The organism is Bacillus pseudomycoides DSM 12442 (assembly GCF_000161455.1).
Classification (GTDB): Bacteria; Bacillota; Bacilli; order Bacillales; family Bacillaceae_G; genus Bacillus_A; species Bacillus_A pseudomycoides.
In genome coordinates this window covers 4,593,670-4,618,485 of record NZ_CM000745.1, presented here as the reverse complement: position 1 = coordinate 4,618,485, position 24,816 = coordinate 4,593,670, and the positions used below count along the sequence as shown (strand labels likewise).

Below are 24,816 nucleotides of genomic sequence, written 5' to 3'. Positions count from 1 at the left end.
GTTCATCGCATCCTTTTTATTCTGCAATTTTTTCTAAATTACCGTTTCGATCCATGCGAAATGAGGTTTGCGTTTGCTCTTCATCATCCATTAATGCTAATTTACGAGCACGGTTCATAATATTCATGAGCGTTTCGTAGTCTTCTTGTACTGTATTAGATTGTTGTTCTAGCTTTTCTAGTTTCTTCTCTAATTCTTCATTTCGAAGCATTTGCGCCTTAATTTCTTGTTTCAATCTCACATTCTCATTTTCAAGAGCTGTTACTTTTACGCTTGAAGACCCTACCGTTTGTAAAAAGTAAATTACATCTTGCATTGTTATAGAGGTACTAGATACAGCTGGTTCCGAACGTGGAACGGTGTTATTTACGACTGGCTCTTCATCGACTGTAATTACTGCTGAAGCTGATGGCGTATAAAGCAGGCGTTTTTTCGCATGTTCACCACTAGCAGCTCTCATTTTATCTTTTCGATGTCTTTTTGCTAGTTGCAGCGCCTGTTCATAGCTATAACGAACGACAGCATTCCAACGAAAACCACAAGCAGCTGATGTGCGATTTAACTGATCGCCAACTTCTTCAAATGCATTTAATTGTGTACTTCCTTCTCGAACATGACGTAGTACGGTTTCAGCGAGTAATAGATCATCTTCGTCTGTCCAAGCATCTTGTCTTACTTTCATAGATTCAACTCCCTTTCTTTTTATAAACTTCCTATTTTTATAATGGACAAAAGAAATTGCTTTTATACAAAGCTTTTAAAAATATGGTAGATTTTGATAAAGAAGAATTTCTATACAAATCCATTTTGATTTTCCAACATAAAAGTCGCGGTTATGAAGATGCACTCGTTTTCTCTCTTTGTTTTTACTTGGCATGGGGCAGGAGACCGCGCCTATGCATGGCCGGATGCTCTCTCCTACCTAAAAAGAAAGGTTTTTATATCGTTTTTTTAATTTGTACTTATATATGTGGATGAATTGTGCTTATAAAGAGAGGGATAACGAGAAAATATTAGAAATAAATCGTACAGAGGAAAACTTGCATCAACCTTCAAAGAGCGGTAAAATACCATTTAGTGTTTATTTTTAAATGTACTTGTGAAAAGTTGAAAATAGAGGAAGTGTTATATAGAATGGGAAATGAATTTCGTGTGTGTGATGATTGTCAGGCAACGAATATTAAGACGCTGATACCACGACTCAAAAAGGTAGATTCATGTGCAAATATCGAAGTTGGATGTCAATCATATTGTGGACCGGGACGTAAAAAGTCGTTCGCTTTTGTTAATAATCGTCCAGTTGCAGCACCAAATGAAGATGAACTGATTAAAAAAATTGAAGCAAAACTAAATAAATAAGAAAAAGAAGAGTAAACAATCTACTCTTCTTTTTTTATGTTCTAAAAAAGAAAAATTATTTTTAAATAAGGAAAGGTAGAGGACTGTTATTGGGTCATTTACTAGTGGATAAACTTCCTATTATGATATCGGTTTCGTATGAACTACATTAGTTTTATATTGCAAAATAATGGTTGACAGCCTTTTGTAATGGTAGGTAGAATAGAAAATGTGATTCTGATAATCATTATCAAAAAGGGTGGATACACCCAATTTTCTTTTTGCTGTTTCTTGAGAATAAATCTCATTTTGTTAAATATATGTTGTTGGTTAGGATGGTTGAGGGATGGAAGCTAGTGCGAGGAGTATAGAACAACAAGAAGTAAATGTGAAAGAGATTAAGAGCAGACCGCTTATTGCTTCTATTATTTTAATAGCGGGAACAATTTTATTAGCTTTAAGTATGGCAACTTCAATTTCATTTGGTGCAGCGGATATTAGTTTAAAGACTGTATGGCAAGCTGTCTTTCAGTTTGATGGTTCTTTGACGCATCATAATGTGATTTGGGAGCTGCGCATGCCTAGAGCAATTGGCGGTGTTGTTGCTGGTGCATTTTTAGCGGTATCCGGTGCCATTATGCAAGGAATGACGCGAAACCCGCTCGCATCTCCATCATTAATGGGGATTACTGATGGGGCTGTGTTTGGAATTGCAATTATGTATGCGTTTTTTCCAAATTCACCGTATTTAATGTTTGTTATCGCTTCTTTTGTTGGAGCAGCATTTGGTGCAAGTATTGTATACGGCATTGGAGCTTCTTCACCAGGAGGATTAACACCTGTTAAATTAGCGTTAGCTGGAGCGGCAATTAGTGCTTTACTTGGGGCTATTTCATCTGGAATCGCTTTGTATTTCAATCTTGCTCAAGAGGTGAGTATGTGGAATGCAGGCGGTGTTGCTGGTGTGAAGTGGCAAAGCATTGATATGTTATTGCCGATTGGACTTATTTGTCTCGCTATTGCGATTATGATGTCCAGGTACATTACAATCTTAAGTTTCGGTGAAGAAATTGCGATTGGACTTGGACAAAATACAACATTAATTAAATTTATCGGAACTGTACTTGTTCTTGTTTTAACAGGTTCAGCCGTATCTATGGCAGGATCCGTTGGGTTTGTTGGGCTTGTAATCCCCCATATGACACGTTTTCTTGTCGGTTCAGATTATAGATGGGTTATTCCATGTTCTGCTATATTAGGCGGATTGTTAATTGAATGTGCGGATATGTTATCTCGTATTATTAATCCGCCGTTTGAAACACCAATCGGTGCGATTACAGCACTAATTGGCGTTCCATTCTTCCTCTACTTAGCACGTAATGAAGGGAGAGGAAAAATGTGAGAACAAGCGTCTTAACAAAAAAGAACATTTCAATTGTAACGATTTTGGCTGGATTAATCTTTTCAGTATTCCTTATTAGTTTAAATACAGGAACGTTTAAAATTCCACCAATGGATGTGTTAAAGTCATTGGTCGGGCTAGGAGCAGAAGATCAGTCCGTTATTTTATTCGAATTTCGTATGCCACGTATGGTTATTGCCATCTTAGTTGGTTCAGCATTAGCGGTATCCGGTGCCATTATGCAAGGATTATCACGAAATCCACTTGCTGATCCTGGAATTATTGGTATTAATGCCGGGGCGGGATTGACAGTTGTTGTTTTCGTATATTTCTTTTTTGGAAAAGTCGGGACGGGTACACTTCTATCTGTATTCATTCTTCCATTCTTTGCATTAGTTGGTGCAGTGTTAGCAGCAGTTATCATTTATGCACTGGCATGGAAGGACGGCGTTTCATCAACTCGTTTAATACTTGTCGGTATTGCAGTAGCAGCTGGGTTTAGCGCTGTTAGCTTAATTTTTTCAATGAAAATGACATCGAATGATTTCCGTTTTGCCACGATTTGGTTAGCGGGAAGTTTATGGGGAACAGATTGGAAATTCGTATTAAGCGTACTTCCATGGATGCTCATCTTTTTACCAATTGCGATTCGGAAAGCGCATGTGTTAAATGTAATGAATTTAGGAGATGCAGCGGCAGTTGGACTTGGTGTAAACGTAGAGAAAGAAAGACGCAAATTATTATTCATTGCTGTTTGTTTAGCGGGAGCATCTGTTGCGGTTGCTGGTGGAATTGGTTTTATTGGTTTAATGGCACCGCATTTAGCAAGGCGACTTGTTGGCGGAAAGCATCAAATTATGTTGCCTACAGCGGCATTAATTGGAACGCTCTTGCTGTTATTTGCAGATTTAATTTCACGAAGTGTGTTAACGACATCAGAAATACCGGTCGGTCTTGTTATTTCTGTAATTGGTGCACCGTATTTCATTTATTTACTTATGAGAACAAAATAAAGGGAGGCGTTTTGTATGGCAACTTTAGCGGTTGATTCGGTATCTGTTGGTTATAATGAAGGATTAATTATTGATGGATTGTCAGTTGAAATTCCAGAAGGGAAAATTACAACAATTATTGGGCCGAATGGATGCGGAAAATCCACATTGTTAAAAACAGCTTCTCGTATTTTGAAAGCAAAACGAGGTACTGTTTACCTAGATGGAAAAGCAATTGAGAAACAGCCAACAAAAGAAATCGCAAAGAAAATGGCGATTTTGCCACAAACTGCAGAAGTGCCAACTGGTCTTACTGTGTTTGAACTTGTTTCTTATGGCCGTTTCCCTCATCAAAAAGGGTTTGGCACGTTGAAGGAAGAAGATTATCGCTACATCCACTGGGCACTTGAGGTAACAGGGATGACAGAATTTGCGAATCGTTCAGCAGAAGCCTTATCGGGTGGTCAACGTCAACGCGTTTGGATTGCAATGGCTCTTGCGCAAGGTACGGATTTACTCGTACTAGACGAACCAACTACATACTTAGATATGGCTCACCAACTGGAAGTATTAAATTTATTAAAAAAATTAAATCAAGAAGAAGGCCGCACAATTGTCATGGTTATTCATGATTTAAACCATGCTTCTCGTTTTTCAGATCATATGGTTGCTTTGAAAGCTGGTAAGTTAATGAAGCAAGGGACACCAGATGAAGTAATGACAAGTGAAACGCTTCGCAATGTGTTTGAAATAGAAGCACAAATTGTTCCATGTCCTGTAAACTGTAAACCAATTTGTTTAACATACGATTTAATGATGATTAATAATCAGTTACGTGAGAAAGCATAGATGGAATCTTCCCCTCCTACTTTGATAGAGGGGAGGGATTCTAATGGACGTTGAGCTTCTCATTCGAGCTGGTAAGTTGAACGCCCGTTAGAACGGGTTACATATAACGATTAATAAATATATATTAATAAACTGTTGGTTGTAGTTTCTTATAGTGATATGTAGCTTATAAGAGAAATACATCCAGAAGGAGTGGGAATATGAAGAAATTCAAAGCGACGTTACTAGCAATGGTACTAGTAGTTACTTCTGTACTATTTGCAGCTTGTTCTTCTGATAAGAAAGAAGAAAAGAAAGCAGATGCGAAAGTTGAAGAGCGCACTGTACAACATGCAAAAGGGGAAATTAAAATTCCTGCAAATCCAAAGAAAATTGCTGACCTTAGTGGTTCAACAGAAGAATTATTAATCTTTGGAATGAAACCAATCATTACTGCAAATACGTCTCAAGAGAAAATCGATGCACATATTGCAGATAAATTAAAAGATGTAAAACCAGTTGGCTCTGCATGGGGCGATAAAATTAACATTGAAGCAGTAGCTGCTGCAAAACCAGATTTAATTCTTGTGAACAACCGCCAAGAAAAAATTTATGATCAATTATCTAAAATTGCACCAACAGTTATGTTAAAAACTCCATTAGATCAATGGCGTCCCAAGTTTGAAGAACTAGGTAAAATCTTCGGTAAAGAAAAAGAAACAACTGCATGGTTCAAGGGATATGATGAAAAAGCAAGTAAATTACACGATAAAATCGTTGCAAAAACTGGTGATGCGAAGTTCATGAAGATGGCTGCATATCCAAATGCATTCCGTGTATATGGTGACTACGGTTACGGTAGCGTACTCTTTAAAGATTTAAAATTACCAGCTGTTCAAGGTACACCAACTGATAAACCGCTAGTACAAGTACAAAAAGAAGCTTTAATTGATTACAACCCAGACTACTTATTCGTATTTACAACTGGTGATGGTTCTCAGCGCTTAAAAGAATTCCAAGAAGAAACAATTTGGAAAAACATGAACGCTGTTAAGAACAACCACGTATTCACAATCAAAAACGAAGACCTAAACAAAGGGTACTTCCCACTTGGTAAAGAAATGATCTTAGACGAAATTGCTGAGTTTGTTTTAGGAAAATAATATATACAGAAAAATCACTTTCGTTTTGGCGAAGGTGATTTTCTGTATATAGGGGAATTTTATGCATTTCTATAGTCTTTCGTTTATAATAAAGATAAGAATGTAGTAAGGAAGGAGGGTGTCGATATGGTATATTTAAACGACAAACTCAGCGAAACAAAAGTGTTTAAAGACCCAGTACATAAATATGTGCACGTGCGTGATCGCGTAATTTGGGATTTAATCGGAACGAAGGAATTTCAACGTTTGCGCCGTATTAAGCAGCTTGGAACGACATTTTTTACATTTCATGGTGCGGAACATAGTCGCTTTACTCATTCATTAGGTGTATATGAGATTATTCGTCGTATGATTGATGATGTGTTTGATGGCAGACCAAATTGGAATGCAGAAGATAGATTATTATGTTTATGTGCAGCGCTCTTGCATGATGTTGGACATGGTCCGTTCTCACACTCCTTTGAAAAAGTTTTTTCATTAGATCATGAGAAGTTCACACAAAAAATTATTGTTGGTGATACGGAAATCAATGATGTACTCGGCCGCGTAGACCGAGAGTTTCCACAAAAAGTAGCAGATGTTATTGCGAAAACGTCTGATAATAAATTAGCAATTAGTATGATCTCTAGTCAAATTGATGCAGATCGTATGGATTATTTATTAAGAGATGCCTATTTTACTGGTGTGAAGTACGGGAATTTTGATATGGAACGTATATTGCGTGTTATGCGCCCATACGGAAATCAAGTAGTAATTAAAAATAGCGGTATGCACGCTGTTGAGCATTATATTATGAGTCGCTATCAAATGTACTGGCAAGTGTATTTCCATCCGGTAACGCGCAGTGCAGAAGTTATTTTAACAAAGATTTTACACCGTGCGAAAACATTGCATGAGCAGTATTATACATTTAAGTATCATCCTGTTCATTTCTATTCTTTATTTGAAGAAGAGGTAACAGTAGAGGATTATTTAAAGCTAGACGAGAATGTAATGTATTATTATTTCCAGGTATGGCAAGATGAAGATGACCAAATTCTAAGTGATTTATGTCGCCGTTTTATGAACCGAAATCTCTTTAAATATGTAGAGTTTACAGAGAATCATGGTTTAGATAATTGGATGGAATTAAGTAGTTTATTTAAAAAGATTGGACTCGATCCAGAGTACTATTTAGTTGTTGATTCAACATCGGACTTACCGTATGACTTTTACCGTGCCGGAGAAGAAGAAGAGCGGCTTCCAATCTTGCTTCTTATGCCAAATGGAGATCTCAGAGAGCTTTCGCGTGAATCTGATATTGTAGAAGCGATTACTGGTAAGAAGAGAAGGGATCAAAAACTTTTCTATCCGCATGATTTAATCTATGAAGATGGAAGAAAAGGAAAATATAAAGAGAAAATTATTGAGTTATTAGAAGGAAAGAAATAAGAAGCAGTCATAGGACTGCTTCTTAGTAAAGAAAACTGAAATTATTTGTCGCTTAAGCGTTTTCCGCCAACTGCATAATGATTTTTAGACATTTCTTCGATGAAAACAACGATGTTTTCTTCTGGAGCACCAGTTGTTTCGCTTACTGCTGTTGTTACTTTCTCAGCAAGAGCTTTCTTTTGTTCTTCTGTGCGTCCTTCTAGCATTTTCACTGTTACGTATGGCATGTACAATCGCTCCTTTTATGTAAGTTACAATCTTATTATAACGGATTCTAAGGAAGAACAATCGAAAAAACAAATATTTTCTTTTTTTGACATAATGAAGAGGAGATGAAGTATGGATCAGTTATTTAGATATCCACTGCACCAAATTCCACTGGTAGCAATGGCTATTATTATCGCGTTGTCTATGCATGAATTTGCACATGCATATGTTGCATATAAGTTTGGTGATGATACAGCGAAAAGGCAGGGGCGTTTAACTTTATCACCAATGTCTCATTTAGACCCGATCGGAATGATTGCAGTATTAATTCTTGGGTTCGGTTGGGCACGTCCGGTACCTGTTAACCCTTATAACTTTAAAAGACCACGTCTTGCTGGTGTACTAGTTTCTATTGCAGGACCGATTAGTAACCTAATCTTAAGTGCTATCGGTTTAATCATTTGGTACAGTTTGTTAAGGTTTGGAGTACTAGATGCCATCCCATTTGCGGTGGCGGATACATTAGGTCAATTCTTCCAAATTTTTATTGTTCTTAATATCGTTTTATTTGTTTTTAACTTATTACCGATTCCACCGCTGGATGGATATCGTGTAATTGAAGACTTAGCACCGGCAAATGTTCGTGCGAAAATGACGCAATATGAGAAATATGGAGCAATTGCTTTATTGATTCTTGTTATTACACCGCTTGACCGTTATACAATTCAACCAATTTTCAGTGTAGTAATCCCGCACGTACTAGGATTTTTACAAAGTATTATTGCACCTATATTTGGGCTAATGTAATACATGAGTGAGGAGGAGTTTACATATGACAGAGAAAAAGAAAAAAATCGGTTTTAATATTGTGAAGAATGATTCAACAGATGGGCATGGTGGCTTTGGTGTTGGGGCGTTAAGTTTAGAAAATATTTCACCTGTTTTTGTAGATGTATTAGAGCAAACTGCATTTGTTGATATTGGTGCGATGCATGCGCGTAGTACTGTGGAAAAAGGGATTAAGTTTTTAACAAATAAAGATGAAGTTCCAAATGGAAAACCGTATTGGCTTGTGTGGGTAACAATTGAGAGAACGGCAAAAGGTGCTTACTATGCAGGTGTAACAGCTTGTGAGATGACAGTTGATCGTGAAATTCGCCGTGGTTATAAATCACTTCCAGAGCATGTAAACAAGATGGATAAATCATTAAAACGTTACATCATGGTTGACCATATGGATGAACCATCTAAGAAGGTGCTTGGTACATTCTTAAAAGAGCATAATGAAGCAATTTGGAACGAGTCTAGTGAAGAATTGCGTCATGCATTATTAGGAGAATAATTTTAAGGCTACCGGGAGAAATTCTGGTAGCCTTTGGTGTTTTTGGGGTATGGTAGTATTTCTCTTTATGTCGTATATTGTCGGAACGTCGATATGTTGTGTCGAAGCACCGATATATTGATGCTACAAATAAGATAAGTATTTACCATGGAAAGTATTTTTTCCACCAGCTCTCTTTTTTCTTCTCTTTGCTAGCCTTCTCGAATTCTTCTTTATCATCAATATGATCCATGCAGTATTCAGTCGGTTCTGTTCCTTTTGCAAAATACATTTTCACGGAAACTGGACAGCCTTTCGTTGCGATTTTTCCATTTTCAGGATTGATATTTACAGCAATAATATCACTTGGTTGCTTGAATTCCTTTTTAGGCTGACCCTCTAGTCCTTTTTCCATCGTATCGGCCCATATTTTTTTTGCGTAGCCTTGTTCTGCTGGGTTTGTGATGGATTTTGGCTGATCGTATCCGACCCATACACCTGTTACTATTTGCGGAGTGAAGCCGATCATCCAGCTATCTGTTTCTGTGGAACCAGATTTTCCTGCATACGTACGTGATAGTTTTGGAAGCAGGGATTGTCCTGTAACAGAAGCATACCCACTTAGTTTTTTATTGAACATTCCTGTCATCATTTCTTCCATTACAAACGTATTATTTTTATCGAGCACTTGTTTACTTTCTAAATGTGCATCATATAAAATATTCCCTTCATGATCGACAACGCGGCGAATAAAGGTTGGTTTTACTTGTTTTCCCCCATTGGCAAACATACTGTACGCACCTACCATTTCAATTGGTTTTACAGGAGACGTACCAAGGGCAAGGGATGGTACATCTTTTAATGAACTTATAATCCCAAATTGCTTAGCGGTTTTTGCTAAAGAGTCCTCTCCTAAAAATAAATGTGTTTTCACGGCATATACGTTATCTGATACAGCAAGGGCTTGCGCCATCGTCACAAAATCATCGGCATAGTAGTCTTTATAATTTTTCGGTTTATATTTAGAAACACCGTCTCCTAATGTAAATACTGTATATTCGCTTTTTAAGCGAGTCGCTGGTGTAAATCCTTTTTCGAGTGCAGCATAATATAAAAAAGGTTTAAAGGTGGATCCTGGTTGGCGAGATGCCTGAATCGCTCGGTTAAATTGACTTTCTTTATAATCTTTTCCACCAATAAGAGCTGCTACTTCTCCTGTTTTCGGATTCATTGAGACAAGAGCCGTTTGTATATTAGTTGTTTCTGGAATCGTATCTTTTACAGATTGCTCGGCTATTGTTTGTAGTTTTGGGTCTAGTGTTGTGTAAATATGGAATCCACCGCGCTGTAATGTTTGCTCATCGAGTCCAATATCATGCAGGAGAGAGGAGTGTACAGCGTGTTGGAAATAAGGTGCTATTTCTGCGACTTCTTTTGTTTCTAATGAAGCAAATGTAAGCTTTTCCTTTTTGGCAGAGGAAGATTGCCCTTTCGTAATATAGCCCTGCTCTACCATTTCATCTAAAATGATTGATTGTCTTGTTTTTGCTCGTTCCTCCTTTAAATAGGGAGAATATACGCTAGGGCCTTTTGGGATACCAGCTAACATACTAGCCTCTGCTAATGTCAAGTCACTAGCAGATTTATTAAAGTAAAGACGGGAAGCGGCTTCAATACCATAAGCGCCGTGTCCGTAATAAATCGTATTTAAATATCCTTCTAAAATATGATTCTTGCTGTAATTAACCTCAAGACGAATGGTATATATTGCTTCTAACGCTTTTCGTTTCCAAGTTTTATCATGATCTAAATATAGATTGCGGGCATATTGCTGCGTAATCGTACTAGCACCTTGGACCTTTGCCATTGCTTTTATATCTGCAATGATTGCACCAGCAATTCTTTTTATATCGAAGCCATGGTGATCATAGAATCGTTGGTCTTCAATAGAGAGTGTCGCTTCTCTCACATAAGGAGAGATTTGGTCGAGAGATACGTTATAGCGCTTTTGCATCCCGTTGCTTTGTCCTATTACAGTATCATCATTGGCATAAAAGGTGCTCGTTTGCGGGACAGCGATGGGAGGCGGCCCCATAATCTTTGCTACTATGATGATGATAAAAAACGAAAAAACGAAAAAAAGAATGCATGAAAAAAGTGCGGTGAAGAAAAGACGTTTATATTTTTTCAGTTTTGGATTCACAGTTTGATCCATCTTTTTCATCCCCTCATCGTATACTTTTATTAGTATTGAGGGTTTTTTCGTATTTTAAACACAAAATGAAAAAGAGCCCTTTCAATTAAGAAAGAAGCTCAAAAGCGCGCATTGGCCAATCCGTAATAATTACATCTACACCGTAATCGATCATTGTTTGTAAGTCTTTATTTTCATTGATTGTATAGGGACGGAAAACATAGCCTTGCTGCTGTGCAGTTTGCACAAATTCTTTTGTTAGTAACTGAAAATTTGGGTGTAATCCGGACGCCTTCCTTTTCTTGGCTGCAGCAATTGGATCACTGAGTGGTTCATCGTATAAAATAGCTCTTGGAATTTCAGGTGCAATTTCCGCGAGTAGGGAAACGGAATCATGGTTAAAAGATGAGAATATAATTTGGTTTGAAAGATGATATTCACGAACGAGGTCGACAACCTTTTCTTCGATACCTGGATAGTGGATTACGTCTGTTTTTAATTCAATATTAAGTTGTAAATTTGTCGTAGAGAGCCAAATGAATACTTCGCGTAAGGTTGGAATCTTTGCTTCATGAAAAGAAGGGTTTTTATGGCTACCGGCATCAAGAGACTGTAATTCCACTACTGTTTTTTCAGAAACAAGTCCAATTCCACTTGTTGTGCGATCAACAGTTTCATCGTGAATCACAACAATCTCACCATCTTTCGAAAGGTGAACATCAAGTTCAATGCCATGGGCACCAACACGCTCTGCTTCTTGGAAAGCAATCATTGTATTCTCCGGATGTGTTCCTTTAACTCCGCGATGGGCAAAAATAAGTGGTTTTTTCATCTGAAAATCTCCTTATGAGTTCATTTCTTCCATTATGAAACTGCGACGAGAAAAATACAATCCATATGCCAAACATTTACAGAAGTATAACACTTGCATAAAAGTTAACGTTAACGTAAAGTGTAATAATGTGATGAGGGGAGGAATAAACATGTATAAGATTGATGAGGTAACGAAGCAAGTTGGATTAACAAAACGTACACTTCGTTATTATGAGGAAATTGGTTTAATTTATCCGCCGGAGCGTAGCGAAGGGAATATTCGTCTTTATACAGATGAAGATATTGTACGTATTAAAAAGATTGTAGAAGCGAAAGAAGTATTAGGAATCACACTTCAAGAAATGCAGCATTTCTTATCATTAAAAGAACGCATGGAACAAAGACGAAATAGTGACAATCCACGTGACCGTGAAGTGATTCAAGAAATTAAGGATATGCTTGAGAACCAAGTGCAAACGCTGGATACAAAAATGAAACAAATGGAGCGCGTGAAAGCAGAATTAGAGAATAGTTTAGGGCGTGCACGTAAATTCTTGGAGGACACAAAAGGAGAGTAATGAATATGGAGAGCAAACAAAAATTGGGAAGATTGATTACAGTGCTGGCTACTTTTCTTGCCTTTTCAGGCATCGGAGTAGTTGATCCTATATTGCCGATTATCGCTGAGAAGATAGGGGCAACGCATTGGCAAGTGGAGATGTTATTTACAGCTTATATTTTAACGATGGCAATTATGATGCTACCGGCTGGTTTATTCGCAGCACGGTTTGGTGATAAGAGAATGATGACAATTGGTTTATCAATTGTAACTGTATTTGCTTTTATATGTGGTATATCACAAACGATTGCCCAGTTATCTCTTTTCCGTGCTGGCTGGGGGCTAGGTAATGCGATGTTTTTCGCAACAGCGATGACATTATTAATTGCTCTTAGTAAAGAAGTACATGAAGCGGTTGGTTTATATGAAGCTGCGATTGGTTTAGGGATGGCCGGTGGACCATTATTAGGAGGACTACTAGGTGGACATTCTTGGCGTTACCCATTTTTTGCGACAAGTCTTTTAATTTTATTAGCATTTATTCTTGTTTTCTTTTTTGTAAAAGAGCCGGAGCGAAAAGTACAGCGAAAAGCAGCTGGAGTGGGGGAGTTACTTAACCTTATTAAGTATAAACCGTTTATGCAAGGTGCAATTTCAGGTATGTTATATTATTACGGATTTTTCGTTGTATTAGCATATTCACCACTTATTATGCATTTATCGGCAATTCAGTTAGGTTTCGTATTTTGCGGTTGGGGACTTGCTTTAGCATATGGATCTGCAATATTAGCGCATAAATTAGAAGGGAAATATGAACCGAAAGCATTGTTACGATTTAGCTTACTTGTATTTGCAATTCTGCTAATCGCATTATTTTTTGTTAAAGTTATGTGGTTACAAATTGTTCTTATCGTCTTATCTGGATTAGCATCGGGACTAAATAACGCTTTATATACAAGCTATGTCATGGATATTTCACCTTATGAAAGATCTATTACGTCCGGTGTATACAATTTCGTTCGTTGGCTTGGCGGGGCAATTGCACCAATTTTATCAGGAATTATCGGCCATGCGATTTCACCGCAAAGTCCATTTTTAGTTGGGGGAATTGTTGTATTAGTTGGTTGTGTTATGATTTTGATTCCTGTTCGAGAAGGTTCTAAATTAGAATCAGAAACCCTTTCTTAAGAAAGGGTTTTCTTTGTTGTTAAATATAGTGTTTAAATAATATATGAATAAAAATACTTTTACCAAAATATATTTTCGGTATTTTTGTACTTTTAACTATACATTTTGTATGTTTTGTTTTATTTTTGTTAGGGGACATTAATGATGTCCCTATTATAAATTTGCAATGAAAGGCGTGATTGTACGATGGAACTATGGTTCACTGAAAAACAAACAAAACATTTTGGAATTACGGCGCGTATTAACCGCACATTACATACGGAGCAAACAGAATTTCAAAAGCTTGATATGGTTGAGACAGAAGAGTTCGGAAACATGCTTATTTTAGATGGCATGGTTATGACAACAGAGAAGGACGAGTTTGTGTATCACGAAATGGTGGCACACGTACCTTTATTTACACATCCAAACCCTGAGAACGTATTAGTTGTTGGCGGTGGTGATGGTGGTGTAATCCGTGAAGTATTAAAGCACCCAAGCGTAAAGAAAGCAACACTTGTTGAAATCGACGGTAAAGTAATCGAGTACTCTAAACAGTACTTACCATCAATTGCAGGTGCGTTAGATAACGAGCGTGTTGAAGTAAAAGTAGGAGACGGTTTCCTACACATCGCAGAAAGCGAAAATGAGTACGATGTAATTATGGTTGACTCTACAGAGCCAGTAGGCCCAGCAGTAAACTTATTTACAAAAGGATTCTACGCTGGAATTTCAAAAGCGTTAAAAGCAGATGGGATTTTCGTTGCTCAAACGGATAACCCTTGGTTTACACCAGAATTAATTTCAACTGTGTTTAAAGACGTAAAAGAAATCTTCCCAATTACACGTTTATACACAGCGAATATCCCAACATACCCAAGTGGAATGTGGACATTTACAATTGGATCTAAAGAATATGACCCATTAGAAGTAAGCGAAGAGCGTTTCCACGAAATCGAAACGAAATATTACACAAAAGAACTGCATAAAGCAGCATTCGTATTACCGAAGTTTGTTGGAGACTTAATTAAATAATAATTAAAAGCGGAAGCGGCTCGTTCAGAATGGGAGGGGGATGGAGCTTCAGACGTAGAGGCGTCTTTTGCCCTCGTAGGAAGAAGCGAAGCCACCGAGCGTTCTAGCCGCTGTAGCTGGACAAAAGAAAAGCGGAAGCAGCTCATTCAAGGTGTGCGATAGAACGGACATGCTAGCTGCTGACGCTATTATAATAAAATAATCTTCTATCGCTAAAAGAAGATTGAGGTAAATCGAGAAAGAGGAGTGTAGCACTCCAAATTTGAGAAATAATGAAAGGTTGGGATACCTTAAGTTCCACATAAGGAGGAAAAGAATATGCGTTTTGATGAAGCTTATTCAGGTAAAGTATTTATTAAAAGTCATCCAAGTTTTGAAGATGCAGAGGCAGTAATTTATGGGATGCCAATGGATTGGACAGTAAGTTACCGTCCAGGCTCTCGTTTTGGTCCTGCACGTATTCGTGAAGTATCGATTGGACTAGAAGAGTACAGTCCATATTTAGATCGTGAACTAGAAGATGTAAAATATTTTGATGCTGGTGATATTCCGCTACCATTCGGAAATCCACAACGCAGTATAGACATGATTGAAGAATATGTAACAAAACTATTAGATGCCGGTAAGTTTCCACTAGGTCTTGGCGGTGAGCACCTAGTGTCTTGGCCAATTTTTAAGGCAATGGCAAAAAAATATCCGGATTTAGCAATCATTCATATGGATGCTCATACTGATTTGCGTGAGTCATATGAAGGGGAGCCTTTATCTCACTCTACACCCATCCGTAAAGTGTGCGATTTAATTGGTCCGGAAAACGTATATTCTTTCGGAATTCGTTCTGGAATGAAAGAAGAATTCGAATGGGCAAAAGAAGTGGGCATGAACCTATACAAATTTGACGTATTAGAACCGTTGAAAGAAGTATTACCAAAGCTTGCAGGACGCCCAGTTTATGTCACAATTGACATTGACGTGTTAGATCCAGCACATGCTCCTGGAACAGGAACACTAGAAGCTGGTGGTATCACATCTAAAGAATTATTAGATTCCATCGTAGCAATTGCAAATTCAAATATAAAAGTAGTTGGAGCAGACTTAGTAGAAGTAGCTCCAGTCTATGATCATAGTGATCAAACACCAATCGCAGCAAGCAAATTCGTGCGGGAAATGCTTCTTGGTTGGGTGAAGTAAAAGCGGAGGCAGTTTGCTCAGAATCGCAGGTCATTGGAGCACTCGAACGAGAAGCGCTTTTGGCTTCGACCGAGAGTGTGAAATGGCCAGAGATTCTAGCTGGCGCAGCTGGATGAAGTAAAAGCGGAAGCGGCTCGTTCAGAATGGGAGGGGATGGAGCTTCTGACGTAGAGGTATTTTTGCCTCGTAGGAAGAAGCGAAGCCACCGAGCATTCTAGCCGCTGTAGCTGGATAAAGTAAAAGCGGAAGCCGGCTCGCAGCATCCATATATCGACGCTTCTGCAAAATTCGACATCCGTTTACAAAACGTATAAGAAAAAAGGAGCTAGTCCAACCTGATGGAACTAGCTCCTTTTTCTTATGCAACTTTTTCTTCCGAAGCGATTCCGCGAATTTCATCAGCGGAACGAATTGGATACTTACGGAAAATAATTGTTCCGATATAACCAATAATTGTGGTCACGATTCCACATAATATAGCTGCAATGGCTACTTTCATTACATCGTTGAACCCAAAGAGAACAAGGAGTCCTGGAATTGGTGATGCTGTACCGGGGGCATTGTTCACAAGTTGGAATAAGGATGTAATAATACCAGCAAGTGCACCACCCACGAAGTTTGTCGTATAGATTGGAATGGGATTTGCTGCTACGACATCGGCTTGTGTTAATGGTTCAATTGCTACAGCAATTGTATCTTTCTTTGAGCAGATCTTTAAACGTTTAAAGAAAATAAAATTCATTGGAGCAGAGGCTGCTACTGCAAGACTACCAATAGCCATTGGTAAACCTGTTAATCCAAGCATAGCAGTTAGCGCCATGGAGCTTAATGGAGATGTAGAAATAACTGTTATGAGTCCACCAAGCATAATTCCCATAATAATTGGGCTTTCTGTGGTTGCGATTGAAATAATAGAGCCGATTTTTCCAAGTGTAGCATTTACAACGGGGTCCATAAGCATAGCCATTCCGCGAGAAAGTGGTGCTGCAACGAATAAAATGGCAAGAAATTCTACACCAGCTGGCAATTTCTTTTCTAGAAATTTAACGACAAAGGCGCATACATATCCAGCAAAAAATCCTGGTAAAATACCAAATCCACTAGTGGCGATACCGATTAAAACAGCATATACAGGAGATACACCAATTGCGAGTGCTACTAAAATAGCAGCCGCGACACCGCTCATACTACCGGAAGCTTGTCCAACCGATTGTAAAAAGTTGTTATGAAACATTTCGCCGCCGATGTATCGATGAAATGCTTCAATAAGAAAGCTTGCGATTGCAGCATTAGCCAGGGCCCCCATTGCTTTCATTCCGTAAGGAGCACGAAAGCTAAACAGTGTAAAAAGAAAAAGTACAACGAGTAGTAGTGCTAAACCTTGCAAGATAGCCATTTGAAAAATGTCCCCTTTTTAATTTTGTTTATAAAAATTTGTATTATTCAATAATAATACAAAAGTTGTTTAAACGGAAAATTTTTTTATTGGGAAAATACTGCGAGCACTTTCCTTACAATAGTGTAAGGAAAGTGTAATACATTTCAATAGTATATAGTATGCCCTTATCTGTATAATACAGATATAAATATGTGACTGATAAGAATAAACAGGAGGCCATATATGAAATTGGTAATAAAAGTGTTAGTCGTCTTTGCCATTCTTTTAGGTGGTACGGCATATTATTTACAATCAAAAACAGAAGGTGTAGAGGCTTTTGTCGATAACTTCTTTTCAAATAAAGAAATACAAGATTATTACGCAGTTATAAATAAGGGTGAGAAAATAGACGATGAATATTTGTATACATTCAAAGGGTATACAGAGGATGGAAAGCAACAAACGATTAAAAAGATCATGAATCGTCAGCTAAATTCAGGTGCTTTTATAAAAATTTATGCTAAGGGCATGCAAGGAAAAGGCTGGGCTGAAATTTCAAAAGAAGAAATTCCAGAAAAAGCCTTAAAACAATTACAGAAAGTGTAAAAGGAGCGAATTGTTCGCTCCTTTTTTTAATGTTTTAAAATTGTAATCGATGTGTTTGTTTGAGTAGAAACAATTTCTACACGTCCGCCAATTGGGAAAGTGAAGATTGGAGTTGTATGACCAAAGTTGGCATTTGCAATTACAGGAATGTGGGAAAGCTCTTGTTTTGAATAAATCATTTCTTGAATATCTTCTATGACAGCTTCAGAACCTTTTTGTAGTCTTCCAATTACAATACCTTTTATATGTTCAAAATCTGGTTGTTGGATGAGAGAGTGTAAGTAACGATCAAAAGTCTTAACTGTAGCTTTTCCTGTAAGAGCATCTTCTTCTAAAAATAATATTTTATCTCGTAAGCTCGGCATATATGCTGTGCCTTGTAGTAAATTAAAGGTACTCATATTACCGCCAATAATTTCGCCAACTATTTCACCTTCATGTAAGGAAATATAACCTTCATTTTGGAAGAAAGTGCGATTTTCTTGGTCCATATACCAAGAGTCATCGCTCCACGTTTCAGCAGGTTGTATTTCTATTGGCTCTTCAGAAGTCATGCATTTTAAAAAGTAATCTATCGTATAATCGAGCCCTGTCTCCATTCCAAAAGAAGAAAAGTGAGGACCTGAATATGTAATAAGACCAGTCTTTGCATAAATTGCATTGCCTAGAGCTGTAATATCAGAATAACCACATAAAATTTTTGGATTGCTACGAATTAAGTCGTAATTTATATGGTTTAGTAGCCCATTGGAATTATATCCTCCAAGTGTTGTTAAGATTGCTTTTACATTGGAGTCTGCGAAAGCTTCATGGAGGTCTTGAACTCGAGAAGAAACGGAAGAAGAAGCAAAACGATCAATTTCTTCAGCGTTTTTTGAAAATGTAACACGAAATCCCATATCTACTATTCGTTTCATAGCAAGCTCACGATTATAATCTGAGACAATACTTAAACTACAAGAAGGTGAAATGACTCGAATTTCATCACCTTGTTTTAACTTTGGTGGTATCATTTGGAGCACTCCTTTTAATGAAAGAAAATTTAGATTTAAAAGACATTTTATCATAGGAGATAGATCTTTATAAATTGTTTTTTCGAAACAGGGTTTTCCTGATTTTTCAGCAGACAGACATAGGTTTTTTTTGATATGATAGGAAAAGTGATTTATTATAAAGTTTATTTAATATCTATAACATATTGAAAGGTGTGCAAGACGTGGAGAAACAACTTGCAGGCTTGCCAGTACACGTTCATTTCGTAACAGAAATCCGTGAAGGGGCACGAAAGGAGACCGTTGCTTTTGAGGCAAATGGTCAATACTATGTAAAAGGTCAAGGTACATATGTAACGTTTCAAGAGCCGAACGAACAAGGCGAAGTAAAGACAATCATTAAAATTCAAGGTGAACAAGTTCTCATTATGCGTTCAGGTGCTGTTTCTATGCGTCAGACGCATGCGAAAGGTGAATGGACAACTGGTACGTATACGAGTGAACTTGGTACGTTTGCATTGCAAACGAAAACTGATAACGTTCTTTTTAAATGGTCGGACGAGAAGAAAAAAGGACAACTCTTTTTAACGTACGCATTGCTTCTAAGTGAACAAGAAGCGGGCCGATATACAATTACGATTAATTTGAAGGAGGCAAAATAATGAACTCTTTAGAACAAGTAAAAGAATTGATTAAAGAAGAAATTAAAGCTGCCGTATTAAAAGCAGAGTTAGCAACAGAAGAACAAATTCCAAACGTTGTATTAGAATCTCCAAAAGATAAAACGCATGGTGATTTCTCTACAAACATGGCGATGCAGCTTGCACGCGTAGCAAAAAAAGCTCCTCGTATGATTGCAGAGGAATTAATTGCAAACTTCGATAAAGCAAAAGCTTCTATTGAAAAGATTGAAATTGCTGGTCCTGGTTTTATTAACTTCTATATGGATAATAGCTATTTAACAGACTTAATTCCGGTAATTGTTACAGCTGGCACGAATTATGGTGAAACAAACACTGGTAAAGGTGAAAAAGTACAAGTTGAGTTCGTATCTGCAAACCCAACAGGTGACCTTCACTTAGGACATGCACGTGGTGCGGCAGTAGGTGACACATTATGCAACGTATTAGCAAAAGCAGGATACGATGTATCTCGTGAATACTACATTAATGACGCTGGTAACCAAATTCATAATTTAGCGCTTTCTGTCGAAGCTCGTTACATGCAAGCATTAGGGCTAGAAAAAGAAATGCCAGAAGATGGATACCATGGTGCGGATATCATCGGAATCGGACAACGCTTAGCTGAAGAGTTTGGCGATCGTTATGCAAAAGCTGATGAGAAAGAAAGCTATGAATTCTACCGTGAGTACGGTTTGAAATACGAATTAGCAAAACTTCAAAAAGACTTAGAAAGCTTCCGTGTTAAGTTTGACGTATGGTTCTCTGAAACATCACTATACAAAAATGGAAAAATTGATCAAGCTCTTGCGGTATTAAAAGAGCGCGATGAAATATTTGAAGAAGACGGAGCAACTTGGTTCCGTTCTATGACTTATGGTGATGATAAAAACCGCGTATTAATTAAAAATGATGGTTCTTACACATACTTAACGCCAGATATCGCGTATCACCGTGATAAATTAGAGCGTGGATTTGATAAATTAATCAACATTTGGGGCGCTGACCACCACGGTTACATTCCTCGTATGAAAGCAGCGATTCAAGCGCTTGGTTACGATAAAGAGACGTTAGAAGTAGAAATCATCCAAATGGTACAACTATACCAAAACGGTGAAAAAGTAAAAATGAGTAAGCGTACAGGTAAAGCTGTTACACTTCGTGAGCTAATGGAAGAAGTAGGCGTGGACGCAATGCGTTACTTCTTTGCAATGCGCAGCGGTGACTCTCACTTAGACTTTGATATGGATTTAGCGGTATCAAAATCTAACGAAAACCCTGTATACTATGCACAATATGCTCATGCACGTGTATGCAGTATCCTTCGTCAAGGTGAAGAACTTGGATTAACTGCAGGTGGAGATATCAATTACAAACTTGTTGCTTCTGAAAAAGAAGTAGACTTACTGAAAAAACTGGGTGAATTCCCAGCAGCAGTTGCAGAAGCAGCGCAAAAACGTCTGCCACACCGCATTACAAACTATGCGTTTGAATTAGCAGCAGCGCTTCATAGCTTCTACAATGCAGAAAAAGTATTAAACCCAGATAACTTAGAATTAAGTAAAGCTCGTTACGACTTAATGCGTGCAGTACGCATTACACTTCAAAATGCATTAGCATTAGTTGGTGTATCTGCACCTGAGAAAATGTAATAGGCAAAAGAAAAGATGCTTATTTTTGTTTAAAAGTGATATACAGGTTGATAAAAAAACATCTGATCAGTCTATAGACTGATTAGATGGCAAAGAAAGCAGACCATCGAAAAGCCGTATGGGGGAGAACCTCACGTACGGCTTGATGAGGGGAAGCTGGGCAGAAAAAGAGATAGCAAAGCTATCTCTTTTTCTGTTTCAGTTTTCTACTCTAAATATATGTTATGGTGATGAAGTGAAAATAGAAAAACATCAATTAACTATTGATTTTTTAGAACAATTCTAGAATAATAGGTTGTCGGGGGTAAAATTATCAAAAAGCTATACATGTAGTATTAGTAGATGAAATGTTACCAGTAAATGGTGTGATTGTTATAAATGATATTGTTACAACTATGCCAAATACTAAACTAACACTTCATCTAACCGAGTATCTACACAATTAGTAATTAATCTTGAAAACTTCCAACCTAGTCAAAAACTAGGGATTTTATGTCTAAAATAGTACATATAGTCCAACTAAAGTTTTCATGATTTGATAAAAATAATGAAAGGATATAAATCTCTCGATTTTGATATTATCATCACTTATATATATAAATCTCTCGATATTAAAATGTAATGTCGCCCTAGAAAAGCTAACTCTTCTTAGCGAGTAAGTGAAATGTATGTATAAGTTCATTTTAATTCTTCGACATAGCCATAGATCCATTAGGCAAATTACTTTTTCTCGACACTCATTTATAGACTCCAAAAATGAAAAGGCTGAATTTCATATTTCTGCACGATTCACATGAAATTAGTTGCCCAGTACACTCTTTTTTATTTACCCCCAAATTCGTTCCACTGTATTCAGATTTGGAGAATATGACTTTTATCTTCATAGGCAAAATACTTCGTCCGGAGCATTTTTAATCATATAGCGTTTATATTGGAACATTTCTTGTCTGATTGTTTCGGTGTGTAGTTCAGTTGTGCAACGAAACATAAAACGTTTTAACATATGGCTAATTTCACTTCGACTCATGATGACAGAAAACGAAGACATATCTTCAATGACATCCTTTAGAATACGAGTATCCTAGCACGTTTCAAAGCCATAACTCTCTTCGGCTGGGGTGCTAAATTCGATTATACGCTGTACTTCTTGTTATTCTTTATGAGGATAATTATGGGGGTTGACCAAATGCATATTTGCTGTGAAGTAGCTCGTCTATACTTGCTCACACTAAAATTTTTTGCGTATGGAGCAATCGTTTGCGCTAGATATGAAGAAATTTAGGAAACTCTACGGCATAATAAGACGAATGACTGTCATGAGTTTTATCGTGAATGCTTGTTGAATTGTCTTCTCCTGACTCTGAAGTTGTTCTATGGCCCATTCATGTGTATTTGTAATTGGAATTCCTTTATCAAAGCTTGTCCTTTCCCTTATCTATTTTTGGTAAACAATATAGACCAGAAATAACACAGTTTAGACATGTGGGAGAAATTAGATGAATCTATATAAAAAGCAAATTTCAAGTTTCTAAACAATAGAAGAGTTGAAAAAAGAGAAAAAGATGATAATAGCTATCAAACATATTTAAATAAAATAGCTTAATGACATTGAATAATAGAATCTTTGTCATAGTATGTTTGTACCAGAATCTAGCAACATTTAATTTTATAGGGAGGATAACATAAAGCATGTATTTAAAAAGAATAACTTCGATTTTTTCGATTATAATGATTTTTATGTTTACTATAGGTCAGAGTTTTTTAGGTATAGTAGCAAATGCACAAGAGTTAAATACAGCAGGGTTTGTGGATAGTTTTCAGATTGGTAAAACAAATCTACAGACCACAGAACGGACTAAAGTAACTGTAAACTTCAGTGAAAAAAATGGACTTAGGCTGAAGCCTGGAGATACACTAACATTAACGCTGCCTCCAGAATTAAAAGGATTAGATAGAGAGTTTCTATTAGATGACTATGGTACTTGTAAAGTCACTGCAGGTACTGTGGTATGTACATTTAATGATAGAGTGAGTACACATCAAAATATTAAAGGGTATTTAAACTTTTACGTGGAAGCCGCTAATGTAGGAACGGATCAAAAGAAAGAGATTGAAACCAATTTCGGTACAAATGTAGATAAGCAATCTGTAACAATTACCGGCCCAAGCGGTGGTGGTGGTACAGATCCTGGAAAGCCACCGTTTTTTTATAAAACTGGTGATATGAACTCAGGTAAGGACAATGAAGTACGTTGGTTCTTGAATATAAACTTAAATAAAGAAGAGTTAAGTCGCGATATTGTTGTGACTGATAATTTACAGGAAGGTCAAACACTTAATAAGGATAGTTTCTATATAATTATTGATGATTATATAGGTCGTCGATCTTTAACTCTACAAGAGTTTGAAAAGCAACGTTACGGAACGATTACCTTTACTGGTGACAAATCATTTAAAGTTGTGCTTTATAAGGATAAAGCACGTCTTGCCTCCTTTTCGATTGGTTATACATCTACTATAACGGAAGCCGGAAAGAAGCAAGAGTTTTTTAAGAATGATTATACGATTGATTACCAAGTTCTGCACAAAGACCCAGTTACTGAATCGGGTAGTTACCCAGTCGAAAATATGACAGCTGGCGGTGGTGCTGAAGGTGACTTGCCTTCAAAAGGAACGCTAAAAATTGTTAAGTATCTTGAAGGGAATGAAGATAAATTCATACCGAATGTTTCATTTAAGTTGTATAAAGAGTCGGGTGAACAAGTTGGAGATGTATATACAACAGATGGGCAAGGTATAATCGAAATTCCTAATTTACAACCAGGTAAATATTATGTGCAAGAGGTTTCAGCTCCAGACTATGTTGATTTCGATCCTCAAGCAAAAGTAAGTTTCGAAGTTAAATCAGGTGTTGTAAATGGAGTTAAGTTGCCAATTCCAAATAAAGTGAAAACTACATCCATTGCAGGAACAAAAACATGGAAAGGCGATAATACGAAAGATCGTCCGAAAACAATTAAAGTCGACTTACTACAAAATGATAAAGTGATCGCAACGCAAGAAGTAACAGAAGCAAGCGGTTGGAAATATGAATTCAAAGATTTAGCGGCATATGATGCCGAAGGTAAGGCGTATAAGTATGAAGTAAAAGAACAACCGGTAGATGGATATCAAACAGAAGTAAATGGTTATGATATTACGAATACAAAAGTGGTACAAACAACAAAGGTAGAAGGAACGAAAACATGGAAAGACGATAACGCACCAGATCGTCCGAAGACGATCAAAGTAGAATTACTACAAAACGACCAAGTAATCGCAACACAAGAAGTAACAGCGGAAAAAGGTTGGAAGTATGAATTCAAAGATCTAGCGGTATACGACGCCGAAGGAAAAGCATATAAGTATGAAGTAAAAGAACAACCGGTAGATGGATATCAATCCGAAGTAAAAGGTTATGACATCACGAATACAAAAGTAAGCCAAACAAAAGTAGAAGGAACGAAGACATGGAAAGACGACAATGCGAAAGATCGTCCAGCAATGATCAAAGTAGACCTACTACAAAATGGTAAAGTGATTGCGACGCAAGAAGTAAGCGAAGCAACAGGTTGGAAATATGCGTTTACAGACTTAGCGGCATATGATGCCGAAGGTAAGACATATAAGTATGAAGTGAAAGAACAACCGGTAGATGGATATCAATCCGAAGTAAAAGGTTATGACATCACGAATACAAAAGTAAGCCAAACAAAAGTAGAAGGAACGAAGACATGGAAAGACGACAATGCGAAAGATCGTCCGGCAATGATCAAAGTAGACTTACTACAAAATGGCAAAGTGCTTGCGACACAAGAAGTAAGTGAA

At 37.3% G+C, this 24,816-nt stretch carries 22 protein-coding genes; 16 read left to right on the top strand and 6 right to left on the bottom strand.

Going from position 1 to position 24,816, the window contains the following annotated elements; all coding sequences use genetic code 11:
• Nucleotides 1-16: 16 nt before the first annotated feature.
• Nucleotides 17-682 (bottom strand): RsfA family transcriptional regulator, encoded by a 666-nt coding sequence (locus BPMYX0001_RS23495; RefSeq protein WP_006096703.1) that lies wholly within the window; start codon nucleotides 680-682, stop codon nucleotides 17-19.
• 452 nt (nucleotides 683-1,134) lie between these two features.
• On the opposite strand from BPMYX0001_RS23495, the gene BPMYX0001_RS23490 reads away from it, so the two are divergent.
• The 6 genes from BPMYX0001_RS23490 (at nucleotide 1,135) to BPMYX0001_RS23465 (ending at nucleotide 7,154) form a co-directional block, all read left to right on the top strand.
• A complete protein-coding gene (locus tag BPMYX0001_RS23490) occupies nucleotides 1,135-1,359 on the top strand; it encodes a YuzB family protein (protein ID WP_003202417.1) in 225 nt (74 codons plus the stop codon).
• 325 nt (nucleotides 1,360-1,684) lie between these two features.
• Entirely contained in the window at nucleotides 1,685-2,740 is a 1,056-nt protein-coding gene (locus BPMYX0001_RS23485; RefSeq protein WP_006096699.1) for a FecCD family ABC transporter permease, read from the top strand.
• Nucleotides 2,737-3,753, top strand: coding sequence for a FecCD family ABC transporter permease (locus BPMYX0001_RS23480; protein ID WP_018764889.1), 1,017 nt, complete (start codon nucleotides 2,737-2,739; stop codon nucleotides 3,751-3,753). The genes BPMYX0001_RS23485 and BPMYX0001_RS23480 overlap by 4 nt, the downstream gene beginning before the upstream one ends.
• A 15-nt stretch (nucleotides 3,754-3,768) precedes the next feature.
• Nucleotides 3,769-4,581 (top strand): ABC transporter ATP-binding protein, encoded by an 813-nt coding sequence (locus BPMYX0001_RS23475; RefSeq protein WP_003202423.1) that lies wholly within the window; start codon nucleotides 3,769-3,771, stop codon nucleotides 4,579-4,581.
• 200 nt (nucleotides 4,582-4,781) lie between these two features.
• Nucleotides 4,782-5,723 carry an ABC transporter substrate-binding protein gene (locus BPMYX0001_RS23470; RefSeq protein ID WP_006096697.1) on the top strand — a complete coding sequence of 314 codons (942 nt, stop codon included), beginning with the start codon at nucleotides 4,782-4,784 and terminating at the stop codon, nucleotides 5,721-5,723.
• Nucleotides 5,724-5,849: 126 nt separating this feature from the next.
• Nucleotides 5,850-7,154 (top strand): HD domain-containing protein, encoded by a 1,305-nt coding sequence (locus tag BPMYX0001_RS23465; RefSeq protein WP_016112734.1) that lies wholly within the window; start codon nucleotides 5,850-5,852, stop codon nucleotides 7,152-7,154.
• Between the two features lie 41 nt (nucleotides 7,155-7,195).
• Here the strand turns inward: BPMYX0001_RS23465 and BPMYX0001_RS23460 are convergent, their stop codons facing one another.
• Nucleotides 7,196-7,381: a 2-hydroxymuconate tautomerase gene (locus BPMYX0001_RS23460; RefSeq protein ID WP_001147172.1), complete on the bottom strand. Its 186-nt coding sequence runs from the start codon at nucleotides 7,379-7,381 to the stop codon at nucleotides 7,196-7,198.
• Between the two features lie 112 nt (nucleotides 7,382-7,493).
• On the opposite strand from BPMYX0001_RS23460, the gene BPMYX0001_RS23455 reads away from it, so the two are divergent.
• Together BPMYX0001_RS23455 and BPMYX0001_RS23450 are read left to right on the top strand one after the other, a co-directional pair.
• Entirely contained in the window at nucleotides 7,494-8,168 is a 675-nt protein-coding gene (locus BPMYX0001_RS23455) for a site-2 protease family protein (RefSeq protein WP_003202430.1), read from the top strand.
• A gap of 25 nt (nucleotides 8,169-8,193) precedes the next feature.
• Entirely contained in the window at nucleotides 8,194-8,703 is a 510-nt protein-coding gene (locus tag BPMYX0001_RS23450) for a YwhD family protein (RefSeq protein WP_003202432.1), read from the top strand.
• Between the two features lie 142 nt (nucleotides 8,704-8,845).
• On the opposite strand, the gene BPMYX0001_RS23445 is transcribed toward BPMYX0001_RS23450, so the two are convergent.
• A complete protein-coding gene (locus BPMYX0001_RS23445) occupies nucleotides 8,846-10,897 on the bottom strand; it encodes a transglycosylase domain-containing protein (RefSeq protein ID WP_018782392.1) in 2,052 nt (683 codons plus the stop codon).
• Between the two features lie 85 nt (nucleotides 10,898-10,982).
• Nucleotides 10,983-11,708, bottom strand: coding sequence for a glycerophosphodiester phosphodiesterase (locus tag BPMYX0001_RS23440; protein WP_006096695.1), 726 nt, complete (start codon nucleotides 11,706-11,708; stop codon nucleotides 10,983-10,985).
• Nucleotides 11,709-11,859: 151 nt separating this feature from the next.
• On the opposite strand from BPMYX0001_RS23440, the gene BPMYX0001_RS23435 reads away from it, so the two are divergent.
• The 4 genes from BPMYX0001_RS23435 to speB all read left to right on the top strand — a co-directional run bounded on the left by BPMYX0001_RS23435 (nucleotide 11,860) and on the right by speB (nucleotide 15,641).
• Nucleotides 11,860-12,267 carry a MerR family transcriptional regulator gene (locus BPMYX0001_RS23435; protein WP_018764893.1) on the top strand — a complete coding sequence of 136 codons (408 nt, stop codon included), beginning with the start codon at nucleotides 11,860-11,862 and terminating at the stop codon, nucleotides 12,265-12,267.
• Nucleotides 12,268-12,272: 5 nt separating this feature from the next.
• Nucleotides 12,273-13,436 (top strand): MFS transporter, encoded by a 1,164-nt coding sequence (locus tag BPMYX0001_RS23430; RefSeq protein ID WP_006096692.1) that lies wholly within the window; start codon nucleotides 12,273-12,275, stop codon nucleotides 13,434-13,436.
• Nucleotides 13,437-13,622: 186 nt separating this feature from the next.
• The gene (speE, locus tag BPMYX0001_RS23425; RefSeq protein WP_003202439.1) at nucleotides 13,623-14,450 is read left to right on the top strand and encodes a spermidine synthase; all 828 of its coding nucleotides are present in this window, start codon (nucleotides 13,623-13,625) and stop codon (nucleotides 14,448-14,450) included.
• A 318-nt stretch (nucleotides 14,451-14,768) separates the two neighbouring features.
• The gene (speB, locus tag BPMYX0001_RS23420) at nucleotides 14,769-15,641 is read left to right on the top strand and encodes an agmatinase (RefSeq protein ID WP_003209245.1); all 873 of its coding nucleotides are present in this window, start codon (nucleotides 14,769-14,771) and stop codon (nucleotides 15,639-15,641) included.
• A gap of 358 nt (nucleotides 15,642-15,999) precedes the next feature.
• Here the strand turns inward: speB and BPMYX0001_RS23410 are convergent, their stop codons facing one another.
• Nucleotides 16,000-17,037, bottom strand: coding sequence for a PTS sugar transporter subunit IIC (locus BPMYX0001_RS23410; protein ID WP_003209243.1), 1,038 nt, complete (start codon nucleotides 17,035-17,037; stop codon nucleotides 16,000-16,002).
• Nucleotides 17,038-17,262: 225 nt separating this feature from the next.
• On the opposite strand from BPMYX0001_RS23410, the gene BPMYX0001_RS23405 reads away from it, so the two are divergent.
• Complete coding sequence (locus BPMYX0001_RS23405; protein WP_033799265.1) at nucleotides 17,263-17,625, top strand: YxeA family protein; 363 nt, start codon at nucleotides 17,263-17,265, stop codon at nucleotides 17,623-17,625.
• A gap of 26 nt (nucleotides 17,626-17,651) precedes the next feature.
• Here BPMYX0001_RS23405 and BPMYX0001_RS23400 read toward each other — a convergent pair whose 3' ends face one another.
• Nucleotides 17,652-18,638, bottom strand: a complete 987-nt coding sequence (locus BPMYX0001_RS23400; RefSeq protein WP_006096690.1) for a S66 family peptidase — start codon at nucleotides 18,636-18,638, stop codon at nucleotides 17,652-17,654.
• 203 nt (nucleotides 18,639-18,841) lie between these two features.
• Here BPMYX0001_RS23400 and BPMYX0001_RS23395 point away from each other — a divergent pair, with 203 nt between their 5' ends.
• The 3 genes from BPMYX0001_RS23395 to BPMYX0001_RS31410 form a co-directional block, all read left to right on the top strand.
• Complete coding sequence (locus BPMYX0001_RS23395; protein ID WP_016112723.1) at nucleotides 18,842-19,279, top strand: YwiB family protein; 438 nt, start codon at nucleotides 18,842-18,844, stop codon at nucleotides 19,277-19,279.
• On the top strand, nucleotides 19,279-20,949 hold the full coding sequence (gene argS, locus BPMYX0001_RS23390) for an arginine--tRNA ligase (RefSeq protein WP_003202452.1): 1,671 nt from the start codon (nucleotides 19,279-19,281) through the stop codon (nucleotides 20,947-20,949). The genes BPMYX0001_RS23395 and argS overlap by 1 nt, the downstream gene beginning before the upstream one ends.
• 1,689 nt (nucleotides 20,950-22,638) lie before the next feature.
• A partial coding sequence (locus tag BPMYX0001_RS31410) for a Cna B-type domain-containing protein (RefSeq protein WP_157753663.1) occupies nucleotides 22,639-24,816 on the top strand: 2,178 nt, incomplete at its 3' end.